Source organism: Bacillus sp. SIMBA_031, from assembly GCF_046535225.1.
In the GTDB taxonomy this organism is placed as follows: Bacteria; Bacillota; Bacilli; order Bacillales; family Bacillaceae; genus Bacillus; species Bacillus velezensis.
On sequence record NZ_JAWRXC010000002.1, the window covers coordinates 497,988 to 516,802 of the forward strand.

Consider the following 18,815-nt stretch of genomic DNA (forward strand, 5'->3'; position numbering starts at 1 on the left):
ACGTTATCGTCAGTATCTGTAACTTTCTTTTTGATTAAACCTGCCGCATGATATTTCAGCGCGTGACAGTGATGCAGTTTTGATGGTCCATCCACTATCATACCATGTTTGTGAGAAAAATGAACGATATTCTTATTCTTGAGCAATGTCAGCGGCTGTAATCAGCACTTCACGGGGTTTGCTGCCCTTCGCTTCTGAGATCATGCCTTCGGCTTCCATCATGTCAATCAGCCTCGCAGCGCGGTTATATCCGATTCTGAACCTTCTTTGAAGGCTTGAGGTGCTGGCGCTGTTTTGCTCCACGACGAATTGGCACGCCTCAGGAAACAGTTCGTCTTCTTCCTTGAGGGCGGTTCCCTGCCTGATCAGTTCTTCCTGTTCAAACAAATAAGAAGGCGGCAGCTGCTTTCTGACATGAGAGACGACGCGGTCAATCTCTCTGTCGGATACAAAGTTGCCCTGCAGGCGCACCGGTTTTCCGGTACCGTTTTCCCAGTACAGCATGTCGCCTTTTCCGAGCAGCTTTTCCGCTCCCGCCATGTCGATGATCGTTCTGGAATCTACCTGGCTTGAGACGGAGAATGCAATCCTCGTCGGTATGTTTGCCTTAATCATTCCGGTAATGACATCGACAGACGGACGCTGTGTCGCGACAAGCAGATGAATGCCGCAGGCTCTCGCTTTCTGCGCGATTCTTGCAATGCTTTCTTCCACATCGTTCGGCGCGACCATCATTAAATCGGCAAGTTCATCAATAACCACTACGAGGTACGGGAGCTTTTCGCCTGTCTTATGATCGGCGGTTAATTCATTAAAGCGGCCGATATCTCTCACACCCGAATGGGCAAACAGTTCATATCGCCGTTCCATCTCTTCCACAACCCATTTTAACGCGGCGGTCGCGGCTTTGGCGTCCGTGATGACGGGGCTGACCAAATGCGGAATTTGGTTATAAGGCGCAAGCTCGACCATTTTCGGATCAATCAGAAGCATTTTGACATCACTCGGATCCGCCTTATAAAGCAGACTGACCAAAATGGTATTGATGCAGACGCTTTTTCCCGATCCTGTCGCACCCGCTATCAACCCGTGCGGCATCTTTTTCAAATCAATGACGACCGGGTTTCCGGAAATATCGACACCGAGCGCGGCTGTAAGCGGAGACGGATTCGTCCTGAAAGCGGCGCTTCTGATCATCTGCCTTAAATCGACGACTTTGCTTACACGGTTCGGAACTTCAATGCCGATCGTGTTTTTACCGGGAATCGGCGCCTCAATCCGAATATCCTTGGCAGACAGGCTCAGTTTTATATCATCTGCTAAGTTTGTAATTTTGTTCACTTTCACTCCGGGCTCAGGATGCACTTCAAAACGTGTGACGGACGGGCCTTGTGTGACATGAACGACTTGGGCGCGCACATTAAAGTTTTTCAGTGTAACGTTTAAAAGCTCGCGCTGTTCTTCAATCCACGATTGGTCGTCATGTCTTTGCGCCGGCGGTACGTCCAGAAGCGACAGATTCGGAAAGACATAGCTCGCTCCGCCCTCCGGCGTCTTCGTCTGCTTGTGTTTATCGCTTTTAAGCATCATGACGTTAAACGGAACATTGCGCTCTTTCGGCCGCTCCGCTTTTCTCACAGTCTGAGGCTGTCCGGGATGCTCCGTTTTTTCTTCGGCAGGCCGGGACGGGGCATCGGCCGTCTCGATGCTTGCAGGTTCAGGCTCGGGGTCTGAATGCCGCGTGACTTCATTGTACTCAGGCTGAGAGTCTGCTTCCTGTTTCGCGTCGGTTTCAGCTGATTCGGGCTTGTCTTCAGACTGCGGCTGAACTTCCTCATCGTATCCGGGTTCTGTGTATGTATACACCGGTTCTTCTGCGGTTTCAAAAGGCGGTGCTTTTTCCGGCTCAGGCTCCTGATATTCCTCCTGCGGCGCCGCTTGTTCCTCTGTGTTTTCAGCCGTTCGGGATGCTTCATACTCAGGCTCTTCAATAGGCTGCGGGCGGGTTTGTTCATGCTCTTGTTCTTCTGTAAAGCCGGCAGACTCCGCGCTTTCCGTGTGCTCCCGCTCTTCAGTCTGCTGCGGTTCTGCTGCTGCAAACACTTGCTCTTTTGCATTCTCAGCCTCGGTGTGAAGCTCCTCTTTTTTAACGGCCTGGATTTCTTCCGTTTCTTGTTTCGCAAACGGGTCTGGCCGGTCATTCGTCTGTTTTGTTATCCCGGATGTTGTGAAGACGGGCTCTTTTTCCGTTTCCTGACCGGCTTTTGGCGGAACAAATTGCTCCTCTGACAGCAGTGTTACGTTCTCTTCACGCCGCTTTTCGGAAATAGGCGCTTTTTTTATGCTGTGCTGAGATTGAAAGCCGTAAACCGGTGAAGGAATGGATGACGGTTTAAAGGGCTTTTTCACCGTATCAGGCTCTTTATGTGTATGCTGTTTCCGCTCGGTTTGCTCCTTCCCGGCGGCATAATCCCGGGACGGCTGGCGGCGTTCGTGCCTTTCCCGCTGTCTTTGGTTTTGCTCCGTTCGCTTATAGCCGTCCGGAACGACGGGGAAGCGGAAATTCCCTTTCGGATATTCGTAATATATTTTAGGATCTTCCATGCGCGTGAATTTGCCTTCTGGCTGATCCGGTATCTGCTGTTTCGGGATTTGGGCATGCGTGTTCGGTTCACGTTCATGCTCTTCTTCTTTTTCACCTAAAAATAAGTCAAAAAATTTATTCAGCCAACTCATGTTTAATCACTCTCTAACTCCCTTTTTAGTAGTCTGGGACGATATTTAGTATACCATTGCCGGGCGGCTCAGAAAAGATTAAGCTCCCAACTGAAGAAAGCCGTTAAGCAGGCCTGCTTAACGGCTTTCTCTCACATCATTCGATTCTGTGTGCTTATTTATGGGAGTTAGAATTGAAATGCTTCGCCGGCCTCGCGGCTGTCTTCAAGAACAAGAATCCCTTTTTCCGCCGGCGCATCCGGCAAAGCGAGTTCTTTCGCGGAGCAGATCATGCCGCTTGACGGAACGCCTCTTAATTCAGCGTCTTTAATCACAAGTCCGCTCGGCATTACCGCGCCGACTTTAGCGACGACGACTTTTTGCCCTTTGTCCACGTTCGGCGCGCCGCAAACGATTTGAAGGGTTTCCTCTCCCACATTCACTTGGCAGATATTCAGTTTATCCGCATTCGGATGTTTTTCTTTCGATTCAACGTGACCGACAACAAATTTCGGAGAAAGGTCAACCGTCAGCGTTTCTGAGACGCCGTTTCTGTTCAGTATTTCATTCACATCCTGAACGAATGTCTCAGACAAAGCGACGGGGCCGTTGTCCTCAATCTGTAAGTAAGAAGATACGTTAAAAATGTTAAAGCCCGTCGTTTCTTTTGTTTCTTTGTTAAAGATTCTGACGACATCGCCTTCTCTTTCATAGCCGATTTCTTCGCGTGCTGCATCTTTAAGAGAGATCAGAAGCGTATCTCCCACACCTTCTTTATTGTAAAAAGCGTTCATAAGAAAAATCCTTTCTAATCCTTTTTCGGCCGGCTTTTCGCCATGATAAACACAGGTTCCAGTCTGCCTTCATTATACAGAAATGAAAGGGCCGTAATCGGCACCGTGCCGCTTGCAAAGAAGCTCATGGACATTTGCCCTAAAATATCATAACCCGATTCATTTCGAATGTCAGCAAGTATTAATACATCCTGATGCGGGACGGAAATCGCCAATTCGCCTTCAGCGGCCTGCTTGTATTCATGAAGAATCGAATCATTGAGAATCCGGCTGGCGTCATAGCCGTCATTTGCCCTGAAAAAATAAAAATAATTGTCCGCAACCGTATCCTGTTTCACGACCGAAGGAAGAGAGCGGAGATTGAATGACGCCGTCTCCCTGATGCGTTCTTTTGTCCAGTTTTCTTTCTCGAGCATCCGGCTGTCAATTAAGCGGTACGTCTTACCGAGGTCAAGCGCGTAGTAGATTCTTGTTTCGGCCGTATGGTCATCATACACGAGCGGGATGCCGTCGCTCGTTTGATCGGGAAATGATGTGGAGCGGATGACCGGATAGATTCCGGCTTCCTTTCCGGACATCTCCTGTCCGCTGCCTTCCATCGCCTCCATTGCTTCTGACACATAGTAGACGATTTCGTCGATCGCTTCTTCTTTTTTCGTCTCCCACTTCGCAATGATCGGCGGGAGCTCCAATGTGATGCCTTTTTTGGTCGTTTGATCCTCAACACGGAGGGTGTCTTTTTCTCTGTCAAAAAAGAAGGATCGGTTCTCGTGCTGCAGGCGCTGTTTTAATAAATCCGCCAGCTTGCTTGACGTCATTTTCAAAGCCCGTGGCCTCCTTTATGCTTTAGCAAGGGAATCGGTTAAAAATTGCTCAATTTCTTCTTTTGTTTTACGGTCTTTGCTGACGAAGCGGTTCACTTCTTTTCCTCCGTTAAACACAACAAAGCTCGGAATGCCGTAAATTTCCCATTCCGCGCATGTATCAATAAATTGATCGCGGTCTACGTAGTAATAAGTGAATTCAGGAAAGTCCGCTTCCAGCTCAGGGAGAAACGGCTCCACAAAGCGGCAGTCCGGGCACCAATCCGCTGAAAACATAAATACCGCCCAATCGTCTTGTACCGCTTTTTGCAATTCTTCCGTGCTTTCAATCTTTTTCATTGTCATTCCTCCATCTGGATTATGAGTTTTTTATATGCTGATGTTTGTCCAATTGGATCATACCAGACTGTGTACGGCAAGACCAACTATATGCAATATCATTATCATATTTCATTTGCATTATCAAGCAAGTTTCGTTTACCATTTTGCTTGTAGCCGTACGAAAATCTGAATATGTACATAAGGAGGGGCAAAAGATGCAGTTTGTCGTGTATTTAGCGGGTGAAATCCACAGTGATTGGCGGGACGAGATCAAACAAAAAGCAACAGCGCTGGACCTGCCGATTACGTTTGTCGGCCCGATGGAAAACCATGAACGCTCAGACAATATCGGAGAAGAGATTATGGGCGTGCAGCCCGATTCTGTTTTAAAAGACGCCAGAGCTTCTGATATCAACAATTTCCGTACAGAGGTGCTGATGGAAAAAGCCGATTTTGTGATCGCCCTGTTTGGCGAGAAATATAAACAGTGGAATACCGCGATGGATGCTTCTTATGCCATCGCAAAAGGAAAGCCGCTCATTCTCATCCGTCCGAAAGAACTTCATCATCCGCTGAAAGAGCTTTCCGGAAAAGCCAATATCACGGTCGAAACCGTCAATCAAGCGATGAAAGCACTCTCTTATTTATTTGAAACAGAATAAGCAGGCCGCCTTTATGCGGTCCTGCTTACCTATTTACAATAGAAAGGTGTCAAATTTTACCATCCAGACTCTTTTTTCGAACCCAAAACAAATTATCCGCAATCAATTATTCCCACACCCACTCCATTCCTAAATGGTGTTATTCAACTTCACACAAACCATATATTGTTTTCTTTATATGTAAGAAAGAAGAGCGAAATCTGCGCAATAACGGATACATATGCGGATCGCCGAAATTGATTAAAACCAAAAGGCGGGATACTGCCGATTATTCCGTAAGTTATTAATAAGCACTGCTGCCGCAACAATAATTACAGATCCCGCAAGAACCGGAAAAGCTAAATAGCTCCAGGCATACGCCCCTTGAATCACTACAATAGGGTCCGCTCCAGCAGGTGGATGAGTAGTCTTTGTAACCGCCATAAAAAATATAGATAGCCCCACTCCTAAAGCCAATGTCCAGGGATGAGAACCAAGAAGATTATATATAACAAGTCCAGTCAATGTCGAAATGAAGTGTCCCCCAATAATATTTCTAGGTTGTGATAAAGGGGCATTCCACGCTCCGAAAGCCAGTACACAACTTGCCCCAAAAGGCGCCATCAGCCACAGAGATCCAGTTTTATAGGTTATCAATGACAAGATTAAAATTGTTATAAAACCACCTAATAAGCCTGTTGAAGCATCTTTAACATTTACTTTTAAAGGACTTTTTCCTCCCCCTTTCATTTTTTTGAAATAATATCCTTTTTTACTTTGTACATTTTCTGCTGTTTGCTCAATCTTCAATATAACCCCTCCTTTTCACTAAGTTTAAATCATCTTAACTAACCTGTAAATGATATTTTAAGAGGTTATAATTTTAGGGTTACAATCCATCCCTCTTTATAGATCATTCTTCTCTTCAAAAGTGATCCTTTAAGAACGCTTGCGGTAACATTTTTTTGTTTGAAATTTTAAACGTTCATTTGGTTTTAGATGCGAATGAGTTGTTTTATGAAACCATATTTTTGTTTTCCTTATGAATTGTTTTCAAAAAAGACAAACAGCCTTACTCAAAAAAATATTGAGATAAGGCTGTTCATTAAATTTTATTTATATATGAAGATTCAACATTAAAATAAAGTGCAAGATTTATTCCGACCACAATGTAATAGAGGAAATTCGTTTTATGTTTTCTTAAGATGACGGGAAACCTTTTCTCTGTTGCCGCATATCTTCATTGAACACCATTTTCTCCTTCCGGTGTTATCAAGGAATAATAAGACGCATTCTTCATTAGCACATCGCTTCATTAACTTGATCTTTTTTGTATATATAAGCGATAAACCTTCATAAGCGATGAGCGATATAATTGCATCATCAATTTTTCCAATCGGAATACGAGCGAGTTTGCCATCGAGAATCTTATATGTAAATGGAGCCGATTCAATCTTTTTTTCTAAAAAAGTGATAAAAGATTCTCCAGGTTCTTCACCATCTGCAATTTTCTCAAAATTTTCTCTTAGTGCTGATCGTAACTCAAGTATTTTTTCAACCATCACAGTAGTCAGTTCATCTTGTGCTTTTTTTAAAGTTAATTGATTGAAAAAAGGGGTTCCTTTCCCCATTAACCTTAACCATTCCAAAAGATCCTCTTTTGACTTTAACAAATTATGACGTTTACCATAACTCACCACCTCAGTATTAACCAGATCAAGAGGAAGATTGTTAGAGATGAGAGGAAATTTTATGTTTGTCTTTTTTGTCATAAATATACCTCCTTGCAGAACAAATAAAAAATGCAAATGTCACTCGATTTTGTGAAATCGCTACTCAGCTCAATGCTCGGATTGGAACAATTTTGATAATAATATTGAAAAACAATATGTGTTACCTACTTCTATTTTTAATACGCTTTACACTTATATTCACAACAAAGAACTGTCTCGATCATGCGGCTTAAAGCAGAATGTAAAAACAGCAGTCAATAAGTATTCAAAGAGACTTATTGACTGCTTATTTTTTTTACACATTTTCTCTGATCGTTTCGACCGTCTGTTTGTCACTCGCCATGACCAGCTTAATGAGCATTTCTTTCGCCGCGGCATAATCATCGACATGGATGATCGCGGCATTTGTATGAATGTATCTTGAACAAATGCCGATGACGGCAGACGGAACCCCGCTGTTTGATATGTGAACCCGTCCGGCATCCGTTCCCCCGCCTGAAGCGAAATATTGATAAGGGATATTGTGCGTTTCCGCCATATCAAGGACGAACTCTCTCATCCCGCGGTGCATGACCGTCGTTCTGTCGAGAATGCGGAGCAGCACCCCCTCGCCGAGACGGCCGAACAGCTCCTTATCGCCGCTCATATCATTTGCCGGGCTGGCATCAAGCGCGAAAAAGAGATCAGGCTGAATCATATTGGCCGCTGTCTGCGCCCCTCTCAAGCCGACTTCCTCCTGAACGGTGGCCCCGGCGTACAGATTGTTCGGCAGGTCTTTTCCTTGCAGCTCTTTTAATAATTCAATGCTTAACCCGCAGCCGTAGCGGTTATCCCACGCTTTGGACAATATTTTCTTCTCGTTGGCCATCGGGGTGAACGGGCAGACCGGCACGACCTGCTGTCCCGGTCTGATCCCCATTTTGACCGCGTCCTCTCTGTCATCGGCACCGATATCAATCATCATATTTTTGATCTCCATCGGCTTTGCGCGTTGGGCATCTGTTAAAATGTGGGGCGGGATGCTTGAGATGACGCCGATAATCGGTCCGTTATCCGTCTGCACCTCGACGCGCTGGGCAAGCAGCACCTGACTCCACCAGCCGCCGAGCGTCTGAAATCTCAGCATGCCATTATCCGTAATCTGCGTTACCATAAACCCGACTTCGTCCATATGGCCGGCTACCATAACGGTCGGCGCATCTTCAGCGCCGCGCCTTACTCCGAAAACACTTCCGAGTCTGTCCTGCACGATGTCATCCGCATATTTCGCAAGCTCCCGTTTCATAAAGGAGCGGACCTGATGTTCATTTCCCGGTGCGCCGGGAAGCTGCGTCAGCGTCCGGAAAAGCGTTTTCGTTTCCTCATTCATATTTTCCCCTCATTTCTATGTAATGCTTTTATTTTATTAGAAAAACAACCGTTTTCCAAGCGCTCAGATTGAATGGGCTGGAAAACCGCCGCTTTACTTAACACCGTCTGGCATCTTCTGTATAATAAAAACTACGACATAATTGGAGGTGCTTCATATTGAAATTACGTCATTTTCTCTTAGGTGCAGGAGTCGGATTATGCGCTGCCATCGCAGTGAAAAAGTATGCGATGAAACCTTATATCTCTTCAGAAAAAGCGCTCCGTATCGTGAAAGCGGCTTTTAAACAGCGCGGGCCGATAGACGGATCATGGATTTACACAGAGCCCGAGCCCTACCAGGTAAACGGAGAAACCATCCAGGTATACAAAACCGGCGTGACACGTTCGGCATTCGGCGAACTGGAGCAATATGAAGTTATGGTCAATGCAAAAACAGGCCAGATTGTCGATGTCATTGATTCTGTCGCCTCATAATTCGGACAAGCAAAAAATAAAGCCCAAAACCATCAGCGTTTTGGGCTTTATTCGGTTACATCGGCCGAATTCGTTTATATACGGGGTGCCACATCGCATCCTGCACCGTTTGAATCAGATCCTCGGGTTCCGTTTCCGCTACACCGTCCTGAATGGCCGCTTTCGCTACGGCTACCGCCACAGTTGCCGATACCGTCCTGAGATCCTCCACTTTCGGAAGCATCGGGGCCCCCGGCTTGCCGACGTCCACCATACCGGCGATGGCATTCGCGCAGGCAACGAACATATTGTCCGTAATGAGCCTTGCTTTTGTCACAATCGTGCCGAGTCCGAGTCCCGGGAATACGAGCGCGTTGTTCGCCTGTCCGATATGGTAGGTAACGCCGTTATACGCGACAGGCGGGAATGGACTACCCGTAGTGACAAGTGCGCGGCCTTCCGTCCATTTAATTAAATCTTCAGGTTTTGCTTCTGATAATGTGGTCGGGTTTGACATCGGCAAAATAGCGGGCCGTTTGACATGCGAGGCCATTTCTTTGACGATTTCTTCCGTAAATGCGCCTGATACGGTGGATGTGCCGATCAGAATCGTCGGCTTGGCCTGACGCACCGTCTCCGCCAGATCAATTGATCCGCCTTCACCGCTGCGGCCGTACTCTTTCACTTCATCAGCAGAGCGCGCGTACGGAACCTGAAAATCACGCAAGTCCTTCATATCATCCGTTAATAATCCGTTTCTGTCGATACACCAAAAATGGCTGTAGGATTCATCTTCGCTTAATCCGTCATGCACCATAGCTTCGCGCAGCTGCTCAGCAATTCCGATACCGGCCGTTCCCGCGCCGAAGACGACGACTTTATGCTCTTTTAAAGGCACTTTTGATGCTTTCGCACACGCTAAAACAGCTGCAAGCGATACCGCGCCCGTTCCTTGAATGTCATCATTAAACGTACAGACTTTATCTTTATACCGTTTTAATATGCCGCGGGCGTTAGCCGTACCGAAATCCTCCCAATGAAGGAGCGCATTCGGGAATGTTTCCCGGGCAAGCGAGACATACTCATCAATAAAGCGGTCATATTTCTCGCCGCGCACTCTTGAATGCTGGTTTCCGACATACAGCGGGTCATTTAAGAGGCTTTCCTGATTTGTCCCCGCGTCCAACACGACCGCAAGCACTCGTGACGGATCAATTCCGGCCGCCGCCGTATACACCGCAAGTTTCCCGACAGAAATGGCGATGCCGCCGACGCCCCAGTCACCGATTCCCAGAATGCCCTCGGCATCTGTGGCAACGATTAAGTCAATGTTTTCATTTTTTCCGAACTGCTGAAATGCGGCGCGCATTCCTTCAGGGTCATCTATTGACAAATACAGACCGCGGGGTTTTCTGTACTCATGGCTGTAACGCTGGATCGCGGTGCCGACGGTCGGCGTATATACGATCGGCAGCATTTCGCCTAAATGATCATTTAACAGCCTGTAAAATAACGTTTCATTCCGGTCATGGAGAGCGGTCAAGTAGACATTTTTGCTCAGCTCATCAGGCTGCGAACTGAATTGTTCGTAGGCCCGCCTCGCCTGCTCTTCGATTGTCAATACTTTCGGCGGCAGAAATCCCTCGAGGCCGAGTTCCTCTCTTTCCTCCTGTGTAAAGGCCACCCCTTTATTTAAAAAAGGCGTAGAAAGCACTTCTAATCCGCGCAGAGTTGTTTTGATTTCTCCATCTTTCGTCACTTGAAATTGATTCACCTGTCTCTTCCTTTCAAAGCAATTTGTCTTAGGTTTGCTTTTATTCCCGAAATTCATACAGGTAAATCATCGATCCGCCTATTTTTTCTCCCGTCTGACAGATGCAGCCACTTCGCCGTCTTCTCCCCATTTTACCGCTCTGTAAATCGCGTCGTGATAGAAAATCAGCCAGGCGTCTTTTTCTGCCGCAAACGTCTGCCATTTCTGCTTTTGCGGAATAGAGGTCATCGGATAATCATCATAGGCCAGCACCCATAACGGATTTTTATGCGCGTTCGTCGGCATCAGGTCGGCAAAATGCACAGCCGTCTCCCCTCCGTCTTCTAAGACGATGACGCTGTGGCCGTCGCTGTGGCCGCCGGTGTGGTGCATCGTAATGCCTTCTGTCAGCTGATACTCGTTCTCAAAGGTTTCGACCTGATCTTGTACCGCCTCCCAATTTTCTCTCCAATATGTATTTTTCGATCTGATATTAGGGTTTCTCATTTCGCGCCACTCTGTTGCAGAAGTGACAATGCGGGCATTCGGGAAAACAGAGACAAGCTCCTCTCCGCTGTATTCCGTCAAGCCGCATGCATGGTCAAAATGAAGATGGGTCATCGCAGCAATATGAATGTCCTCACAGGAAAGCCCGAGTTCACAAAGAGATTGTTTCAGATTGGATTCCTGTGTTACGCCGTAATTCCTTTTTTGTTTATCAGAGAATTTCCCTCTGCCGATACCCGCGTCAACCAATATATTCAGGCCGTTTTTTCTGATCAGAATCGGGTCTGTTCTTAATTCAATCTGGTTTTTGTCATTTACGGGGTATTTTCTCGACCATAAAGGCTTCGGGACAACGCCGAACATCGCTCCTCCGTCCATATGCGTTACACCGCCGTCCAGCCATCTTAATGAAATATTCCCAATATTCAATGTCTCCATCTTGATCCCTCCTGATGTAATGGTAGCAAATGGCGGCATAAAAAAACAGACTCCCGCATCAGAGTCTGTCTTTTGTTCTCCATTCAACTTCGGCCCGGTAAATCGGCTGGCCGAGCGCGGAGAATTTTTCTTCGTATTCTGTCATAATATTGCCCTTCGGATCGCTGTTGTGCAGATCAAGGCTGACTTCCGTCAGAAGCAGGCCGTATTCGGAAAAGCTTTTCAGAGAGTATTCGAATAAACCGCGGTTATCGGTTTTAAAATGAATCTCACCTGTTTCGCCCATCACTTCTTCGTATTTTTTCAAGAACGTTTTAAATGTTAAACGGCGCTTTTCGTGACGGTTTTTCGGCCACGGGTCAGAAAAGTTTAAATATACGCGCTTGATTTCTCCCCGTTCAAATACGTCATTCAGTGTTTCCGCGTCTATATTTAACAAACGGACATTGTGAGCCCCGCTGTCCTTTACTTTTTGGACGGCAGTGACGATGACGCTTTTAAACAGCTCAATTCCGATATAGTTGATATCCGGATTCTGCTTGGCCATTCCTGAAATGAACTGCCCTTTTCCCGTACCGACTTCAATATGGATCGGGTTGTCATTGCCAAAGACCGTGTTCCATCGCCCTTTATACTGGGCCGGATCACTGATGGCGATGTCAGCGTTTTCTGCCAGAAAATCATTCGCCCAAGGTTTATGGCGCATTCTCATATGATTGACACCTCTATCTATAATTTCGAGTAACAACATACCATGAAACATAAAGAGCCGCAAGCGCCTTTTAAAGGCGCCGGCTGCATAAAAAAAGAGGCTCCCCGGTCCGGAACACTCATGTGATGCATAAAACCGCACCGCTTTGCACAATGTATGACACAGAAAGGATGTGTATATGAATCATGGGCTTAACAAGCGAACATCAGGTCCGGTTATTAAAGGACATACTGGCCGACCATCAATTGGATTGCTGCGGCACGGTTGCCGAGTATGAACAGCTGGAGCGCGTCATCAAATCACTGATGGCCAACACCGGGCTTGATTCAAATATAAAAAACGTGCTCGAGGACATCTACCGCTACAGCCAGTCCGGCATCACGGCCGATTCCATCGACACGCATATTCAGGAGCACCAAAACCATTTGTCCCAATGGGTGGAGCAGATGGATTCGTACTCCTGACTACTTGACAATCCGCTTCATCAGGGCATGAAGCTCTCCCATGGCATCATGATACGCTTTGTCGTTTCCTTTTGATTTGTGCCAGGCGATGAAGGTGATGGTCTCCGATAACATGTACCACGCCATCCGCAGCCGAAGCCCTTCCGTGAGCTTCATGCCGTACATCCCAAGCCAGCTGTCCCACGCTGGCTCTTCGACGTAATGATACAATAAAGGGCCGAGATCCATGGCCGGATCGGCTATCATGGCGCCGTCCCAATCTATTAAATACAGCTGGTTGTCTTCAGACAGAAGCCAGTTATTATGATTCACATCACAATGGCAAACGACTTTTTCACCGAATTGCACCTGATCCACATGAGCTTCCAAATAAGCAAGGCCTTCCTGAATAAGCGGCGAAAATTGCCGCACGGCAAAGACGGCCTGCTTCAGCTGCGACAAAAGGGCGCCCGGATCAAGCGGTTCTTTTCCCAATCTTTTCAGCATGTCGAGCAAAGCTTTTGATGTGTGGATTTTGCGGAGCAGCTCAGCCACCGGGCGTCCGCTCATATCCTTTGCCTTCAGCTCCCTGCCCGCCATCCAATGCTGAGCCGTAATGACGTCTCCGTTTTCCATCCGTTTCGTCCAAACCAGCTTCGGAACAATGCCTTCGGCGGATAACACGGCTAAAAAGGGCGAGCTATTACGTTTTAAAAAAAGCTGTTGGCCGTTATGTTTCGCATAATATGCATCTCCTGTAGCTCCTCCGGCGGGGAAGATCTCCCAATCGCTACCTAGTAATTGTCCCAACCAGTTCATATCAATGTTCAACCCATCATTTCTTAAAATATTTTAGAATAGGCCTCCAGCCTTTCTCTATTGGCGGAGCGGCCTGTCATAAACAATTTCATGAGAATAAAAAAGACAGCTATTGAGAGTCTCATATGCTAATCAATAGCCGTCCTATAAATTTTAGCGCTACAGCACAAACTTCGTCAAGCAAAACTAGCAAGAACACCTGTGAATTCTGAAGATTTATGCCGGAACCGCTCTTTGCCGTGAAACATTTGACGGGTTTCATTTGTTTATTATGTTTTTATTTTCAACGGCGCACCGCCCGGCATAAGCCGAAACGGCGTCGTTCCGATCAGCTCGCCGTCAGCGTGAAACGGAATTTTCCCATCTGTTTCAAAAACGAATTCCTTCCCCTTTATCATCGTCACTCCGTCCATTTTGATATGCCGGCCGAAGCTCATCGCCCATAAAAAACGATACAGAGAGAAAAAGGACAGGTTTTCTGCGATGACAATATCAAAATGGTTTTGACGGGGATTTGCTGAAGGCGCCGCTTTCATGCCGCCTCCGTAATAAGGGTGATTAGCCGCAATGACAAACCAGACATTGCGGAATTCACGCCTCTGGCCGTCTGCCGTGCAAACAAATCTGAACGGCTGAAACCCCGAGGCCGTATGTAAATGCGCGAGCGGGTAAATCACAAAGCCGAGACGCAAAAACCGAAGAACGCGCGAAAACGGAAAATTCGCGGCTGCCTTCAAAACTGAGGCATCGAAGCCGACAGACAGGTGGTTAATAAAATAAAGTGATTGCGCTTTGTCATGAAAAAAGTTGATGTTTCCCGCAAAAAATTTCCGTGTGAGCGGGCGGTGCAGACTTTTGATTTCTTGGAGGAGCGCCGACTTCTTAATACCGAGCCCTTTGGAAAAGTCATTGTACGAACCGGCAGGCACAAAGGTCAGCTCAATCTGATCCGTTCCTTTCAGTCCGTTAATGACTTCATGAATCGTCCCGTCACCGCCGATGACGAACAGCCGCTTAAGCTTATGATCCTGCATCATTGAAATCTGTCTCGCCAGCACCTCCGCATGTCCGGGATGCCCGGTCAAAAAAGAGCGGTGGCTGACCCCGCGCCTGGTCAGCTCTTTTTGAACTGATTTCCAGACACGCCGGCCCCGCCCGCCTCCTGAGACCGGATTAATAATAAAAAACCATTGATTCATCGTTTGTTTTCACCTGCTTCATAGATGAAGAGACAGCCGCCAAACGTCCGTTTTAATCAAGCCATTCCTGTCTCCGGCTTGAATCGCTTAAGCCGTAAGACAAAAGAGCCTTCGCCGCCTTGAGCTGGTGGTGCTTGATCGGCGCCGTATTTTTCTGCTGCTTTTCCAGCCACTCTGCGGCAGTCCGTTTATCAGCTATTTCCAGCCCGTACGGCGGCTCCGGGTAATCAATATAAGACGTTCTGCTGAGCAAAAGCTTCCGCACGGGAATGTCGGCCTGCTTTTCTTTTACGATTTGCGAAACGACCGAGCCTGTCCGGTGCAGGCTGAGAGACGGATTCAATACTTGGCGCGTGCTGCCGGAGCCTCTTTCTTCCCAAAAACGGTGTTTTGATCCGATATATACGCTGTCCTCTTCCGCTTCCATAAAAGCGGCGCAGAAGATCTCCAGCGGCGAGATGATGATCATGCTCAGTTCGACGGACGCCTGCTGAATTTGCAGAACCGGATGATACATCACAAAATAGGAATCGGGCAGCTTTTGAGCCAGCATTTTTAACATCCTGTCCCTTTTGACCGCCTGCGAAAGCTCAGACTTTTGAGAAAGCGTGGAGCTCGCCCATTTTAATTGAAAGTCATACAGCTGATCTTTGAAAAAAGGCGCGAGCTCAGACTTTCGAGACGGGAGATTCCCGAACAGCGCCTCTTCTCCCTCCGGCTCATCAAACCATTGGTGCCTCTTTTCATTTATATCGGCCGTATTTTCTTCTTTTCTCTTTTTCAAGGAAAATTTTTTCCTGGCCGGCGCTTGATCGGTTTCCCCGCCGGCAGCCGTTTCCGTTTCTTTTTCTTCCGTCATCCGGTCAAACGCTTCAAGAAGCGCCTCCCAGCGTTCTTTCTTCAGCCGAATAAACTGGTTCATATAATGATATGGATCAAGTTCATATCTGGATATGCAGTCGTGAATTTTGATGATCTGTGCCATGTGATTTCTCCACTCCGAATATTTGTTTATGTCAATTGAAACTGTGCGATTTCTTCGTATTTAGGCGACCGGTCAAGATGGGTCTGAAACAGGGAAAACCGGCTGACGGCACTTTTCACCCTGCCGCTTTCAAACGGCACATCGTCAGGAAACGGCCGGTCTCCCGCCCACTTCCGCGCCATCGTCATATGAGGGTGATACGGGCGTTTTTCCACTTGAAAACCGGCTTTCAAAACAGCCTGTTTTGTTTTTTCCCGCAAATCAAAGAGCAGTTCATTCCGTTCGGGCTCAAGGTGAAGCACTCTCGGCTGTCTGCGGTCGCCGAAAATATCCAGATGCTGAAACTGTACGGTAAACGGCTGCGCTGCCGACGCAGCATCTGCGAGCAGAGACGATAATTTCGCAAGCCGTTCTTCATCCGCGGCTCCGAGAAAAATGAGTGTAATATGATAGTCATGCGGGTGCACCCATTTTTTGAATGATAACGCCGGCTCCTTTTTGGCTGCTTCCCAAATCGGTTCAGCAATGTCAGCCGAAATCGGAATGCCGATAAAATAATGCGGCAATGAAGCTCTCATACGAGGATCTCCCCCTCTTTGGTTATGGTGTTATTATAAAACGGATAAGCGGAGAGGAGAACCCTGTCCGCTCATTATGATAGGATATTATGTACCGAACGTTTTATACAGAAAGGAATGAGCCGGCCTTGAAAATCGTAAACAGCACGGCGGAGCTGATCGGCGGCACACCGATCGTAAAGCTCAATCGCCTTCAGCCAGAACATGCAGCGCAAGTCTATTTAAAATTAGAATCGTTTAACCCGAGCGGCAGTGTTAAAGACAGAGCGGCTTACAATATGATCATTGAAGCGGAAGACAGCGGGCATTTAAAACCCGGCTCTGTCATCATCGAACCGACAAGCGGCAACACAGGCATCGGCCTGGCGATGAACGCGGCGGCGCGCGGCTACAAGGCAATCCTCGTCATGCCTGACACGATGACGAAAGAACGCATCAACCTCCTGAAAGCGTACGGCGCGGAGGTTGTGTTAACACCGGGGGCGGAAAGAATGCCCGGCAGCATCAAAAAAGCGAAAGAACTCGCCGAACAGATTCCGGGAAGTTTTATCCCGATGCAATTCGATAACGGCGCAAATCCAGATGCCCACCGAAAAACGACGGCCATTGAAATCTATCAGGCCGTTCAGCTGCTCAACAGACCGCTCGGTGCTTTTGTGGCAACGGCGGGAACGGGCGGAACCATTACCGGAACCGGAGAAACGCTGAAAGAGCTTTTTCCGGATATGATTATTCATGTCGCCGAGCCTGCGGGATCTCCCGTCCTGTCTGGCGGAAAACCCGGCGCTCATAAGCTTGTCGGGACAAGCCCCGGATTTATTCCCGGCATACTGAATCAGGACGTTTACGATGAAATCATGAAAATATCTGATGAAGATGCGTATACGACAACACGTCGTCTGGCCCGGGAAGAAGGTATACTCGTCGGCCCGTCTTCAGGCGCCGCCTGCTTCGCCGCCATTGAAACCGCCAAACGCCTCCCTTCCGAACAGATCGTCATCTGTATGACGGCCGATACGGGGGAACGTTATTTATCAACGGATTTATGGTCATTTGAATGATAAAAAGGGATGCCGCTTTCGGCGTCCCTTTTTATTATCACTTGGCAAGCTCATAAATGGCTTCGGCATATAAAGCAGTTGACCGGAGCAGGTCATCAATTTCGATGTACTCATTCTTTTGATGCGCGCTGTCAGGCCGGCCGGGGAACAGCGGCCCGAACGCGACGCCCGCCGAAAGAGATCTCGCATACGTTCCTCCGCCGATTGAAATCAGATCCGCTTTCTTTCCCGTCTGTCCTTCGTAGACCTTTTGAAGCGTCTTTACGAGCGGATGATCGGCAGAAACGTGGTGCGGTTTGCTGTCTTTAAATTCTTCAAGCCGGAATTCTTCAGCAGACGTAAAAGCATCACGGATGACTTTGCTGTCTGAAGTGACAGGATAACGGATGTTGATGCCGAGTTCTCCTTCCTCACCCTTTCTGTATGTAAAGGTGCCGACATTCAATGTAAGCTCTCCGCTGATGTCATCCCTGCAATCGATTTTCAGTTTTTTGCCTCGTGTATCATTTAAAAAATAGTCACTGACGGTTTTGACAAAGTGCTTTCCGGCTTCATCCAGCTCCGTTCCGTTAAGGCATTCAGCAAGCTTTAAGCCGGCATTGACACCATTATCCGGTTCCATCGCGTGGCATGATTTTCCGTATACCCGAAGCGTCAGTTTTCCATTTTCCGAAACTGCTTCACCTTGTGTTTTTGACTGCTCAAGCCATTTGCTGAAATATGCGTGCACGGCATCAAGACCGTCCCCTTCAATAACCGCTTCAGCCGCATCCGGCACCATGTTCAGGCGCAGTCCTGAACGGAATGACAGAAGCCCGTTTTTTGCGTCTTTGTCAGAAGCGCTTTTTGCAATGCGCAGTGACGCATCTATAATTCCTTTTTCCGCGTTAATGATCGGAAAATCCGCGTCTGGAGCAAAGCCGATGTCAGGCATTTTTTCGTGTTTGAAGTAGTGATCCACGCATCTCCAATCACTTTCTTCATCCGTTCCGATGATGATTCTCACGCGTTTGGATAAAGGAAGCTGCATGTCTTTGACGATTTTCAGCGCATAAAACGCCGCCATTGTCGGCCCTTTATCATCTATGGCGCCTCTGGCATATATCCGGCCGTCCCTGATATCGGCTGAAAACGGATCGCTCGTCCAACCGTCTCCGGGCGGAACGACATCGACGTGGCACAAAACGCCGACGATTTCGTCACCCGTTCCCCATTCAATATGGCCCGCATAGCCGTCAAGATTCTTTACGGTGAAGCCTTCTTTTTCACCGAATTCCAGCAGTGACGTCAGGCTGGCATTGACGCCTTCTCCAAACGGCCGGCCGGGACCGGCTGTTGATTCGTCCATTACGCTGTTGATCTGCAAAAACTTCTGCGTGTCACGGATCAGATCTTCTTTGTTTCTGATGACTTCAACTTCCCAGTTCATCACAAATCCCCTTTCTTGATAAAGACTTGCAAAATGTCG

19 protein-coding genes are annotated in these 18,815 nt (G+C 47.6%); 4 read left to right on the forward strand and 15 right to left on the reverse strand.

Going from position 1 to position 18,815, the window contains the following annotated elements; all coding sequences use genetic code 11:
* Positions 1-132: 132 nt before the first annotated feature.
* From SB724_RS09380 to SB724_RS09395, 4 genes are all read right to left on the reverse strand, one after another.
* Complete coding sequence (locus tag SB724_RS09380; protein ID WP_410570874.1) at positions 133-2,736, reverse strand: DNA translocase FtsK; 2,604 nt, start codon at positions 2,734-2,736, stop codon at positions 133-135.
* A gap of 167 nt (positions 2,737-2,903) precedes the next feature.
* Positions 2,904-3,509 carry a YtpR family tRNA-binding protein gene (gene ytpR / locus SB724_RS09385; protein WP_003152375.1) on the reverse strand — a complete coding sequence of 202 codons (606 nt, stop codon included), beginning with the start codon at positions 3,507-3,509 and terminating at the stop codon, positions 2,904-2,906.
* 14 nt (positions 3,510-3,523) lie between these two features.
* Positions 3,524-4,333 (reverse strand): DUF1444 domain-containing protein, encoded by an 810-nt coding sequence (locus SB724_RS09390; protein WP_410570876.1) that lies wholly within the window; start codon positions 4,331-4,333, stop codon positions 3,524-3,526.
* A 15-nt stretch (positions 4,334-4,348) separates the two neighbouring features.
* A complete protein-coding gene (locus SB724_RS09395; RefSeq protein ID WP_003152373.1) occupies positions 4,349-4,672 on the reverse strand; it encodes a thioredoxin family protein in 324 nt (107 codons plus the stop codon).
* A gap of 197 nt (positions 4,673-4,869) precedes the next feature.
* On the opposite strand from SB724_RS09395, the gene SB724_RS09400 reads away from it, so the two are divergent.
* Positions 4,870-5,316: a YtoQ family protein gene (locus SB724_RS09400; RefSeq protein ID WP_014418659.1), complete on the forward strand. Its 447-nt coding sequence runs from the start codon at positions 4,870-4,872 to the stop codon at positions 5,314-5,316.
* Positions 5,317-5,556: 240 nt separating this feature from the next.
* On the opposite strand, the gene SB724_RS09405 is transcribed toward SB724_RS09400, so the two are convergent.
* From SB724_RS09405 to SB724_RS09415, 3 genes are all read right to left on the reverse strand, one after another.
* On the reverse strand, positions 5,557-6,045 hold the full coding sequence (locus tag SB724_RS09405) for an HPP family protein (protein ID WP_265972394.1): 489 nt from the start codon (positions 6,043-6,045) through the stop codon (positions 5,557-5,559).
* Positions 6,046-6,485: 440 nt separating this feature from the next.
* Positions 6,486-7,067: a CGNR zinc finger domain-containing protein gene (locus SB724_RS09410; RefSeq protein ID WP_061581298.1), complete on the reverse strand. Its 582-nt coding sequence runs from the start codon at positions 7,065-7,067 to the stop codon at positions 6,486-6,488.
* Between the two features lie 256 nt (positions 7,068-7,323).
* Positions 7,324-8,397 (reverse strand): M42 family metallopeptidase, encoded by a 1,074-nt coding sequence (locus SB724_RS09415; protein ID WP_014418662.1) that lies wholly within the window; start codon positions 8,395-8,397, stop codon positions 7,324-7,326.
* Between the two features lie 158 nt (positions 8,398-8,555).
* Between SB724_RS09415 and SB724_RS09420 the strand changes: the two genes are divergently transcribed.
* Positions 8,556-8,873 (forward strand): PepSY domain-containing protein, encoded by a 318-nt coding sequence (locus SB724_RS09420; protein ID WP_003152366.1) that lies wholly within the window; start codon positions 8,556-8,558, stop codon positions 8,871-8,873.
* 55 nt (positions 8,874-8,928) lie between these two features.
* Here SB724_RS09420 and SB724_RS09425 read toward each other — a convergent pair whose 3' ends face one another.
* The 3 genes from SB724_RS09425 to trmB form a co-directional block, all read right to left on the reverse strand.
* Positions 8,929-10,626: an NAD-dependent malic enzyme gene (locus tag SB724_RS09425; protein WP_044801542.1), complete on the reverse strand. Its 1,698-nt coding sequence runs from the start codon at positions 10,624-10,626 to the stop codon at positions 8,929-8,931.
* Positions 10,627-10,704: 78 nt separating this feature from the next.
* The gene (locus SB724_RS09430) at positions 10,705-11,550 is read right to left on the reverse strand and encodes a YtnP family quorum-quenching lactonase (RefSeq protein WP_410570880.1); all 846 of its coding nucleotides are present in this window, start codon (positions 11,548-11,550) and stop codon (positions 10,705-10,707) included.
* A gap of 58 nt (positions 11,551-11,608) precedes the next feature.
* The gene (gene trmB, locus SB724_RS09435) at positions 11,609-12,262 is read right to left on the reverse strand and encodes a tRNA (guanosine(46)-N7)-methyltransferase TrmB (RefSeq protein ID WP_003152359.1); all 654 of its coding nucleotides are present in this window, start codon (positions 12,260-12,262) and stop codon (positions 11,609-11,611) included.
* Positions 12,263-12,447: 185 nt separating this feature from the next.
* On the opposite strand from trmB, the gene SB724_RS09440 reads away from it, so the two are divergent.
* Positions 12,448-12,726, forward strand: a complete 279-nt coding sequence (locus tag SB724_RS09440) for a YtzH-like family protein (RefSeq protein ID WP_032873610.1) — start codon at positions 12,448-12,450, stop codon at positions 12,724-12,726.
* Here the strand turns inward: SB724_RS09440 and SB724_RS09445 are convergent, their stop codons facing one another.
* The 4 genes from SB724_RS09445 to thpR form a co-directional block, all read right to left on the reverse strand.
* A complete protein-coding gene (locus tag SB724_RS09445) occupies positions 12,727-13,524 on the reverse strand; it encodes a phosphotransferase family protein (RefSeq protein WP_410570883.1) in 798 nt (265 codons plus the stop codon).
* A 269-nt stretch (positions 13,525-13,793) separates the two neighbouring features.
* Positions 13,794-14,723: a YegS/Rv2252/BmrU family lipid kinase gene (locus SB724_RS09450; protein ID WP_410570885.1), complete on the reverse strand. Its 930-nt coding sequence runs from the start codon at positions 14,721-14,723 to the stop codon at positions 13,794-13,796.
* A 52-nt stretch (positions 14,724-14,775) separates the two neighbouring features.
* Entirely contained in the window at positions 14,776-15,708 is a 933-nt protein-coding gene (locus tag SB724_RS09455; RefSeq protein WP_045208530.1) for a hypothetical protein, read from the reverse strand.
* Positions 15,709-15,734: 26 nt separating this feature from the next.
* Positions 15,735-16,286, reverse strand: coding sequence for an RNA 2',3'-cyclic phosphodiesterase (gene thpR, locus SB724_RS09460; RefSeq protein ID WP_410570887.1), 552 nt, complete (start codon positions 16,284-16,286; stop codon positions 15,735-15,737).
* 89 nt (positions 16,287-16,375) lie between these two features.
* Between thpR and cysK the strand changes: the two genes are divergently transcribed.
* On the forward strand, positions 16,376-17,347 hold the full coding sequence (cysK, locus tag SB724_RS09465; RefSeq protein WP_410570889.1) for a cysteine synthase A: 972 nt from the start codon (positions 16,376-16,378) through the stop codon (positions 17,345-17,347).
* 37 nt (positions 17,348-17,384) lie between these two features.
* On the opposite strand, the gene pepV is transcribed toward cysK, so the two are convergent.
* A complete protein-coding gene (gene pepV / locus SB724_RS09470) occupies positions 17,385-18,776 on the reverse strand; it encodes a dipeptidase PepV (RefSeq protein ID WP_061581301.1) in 1,392 nt (463 codons plus the stop codon).
* Positions 18,777-18,815 lie beyond the last annotated feature (39 nt).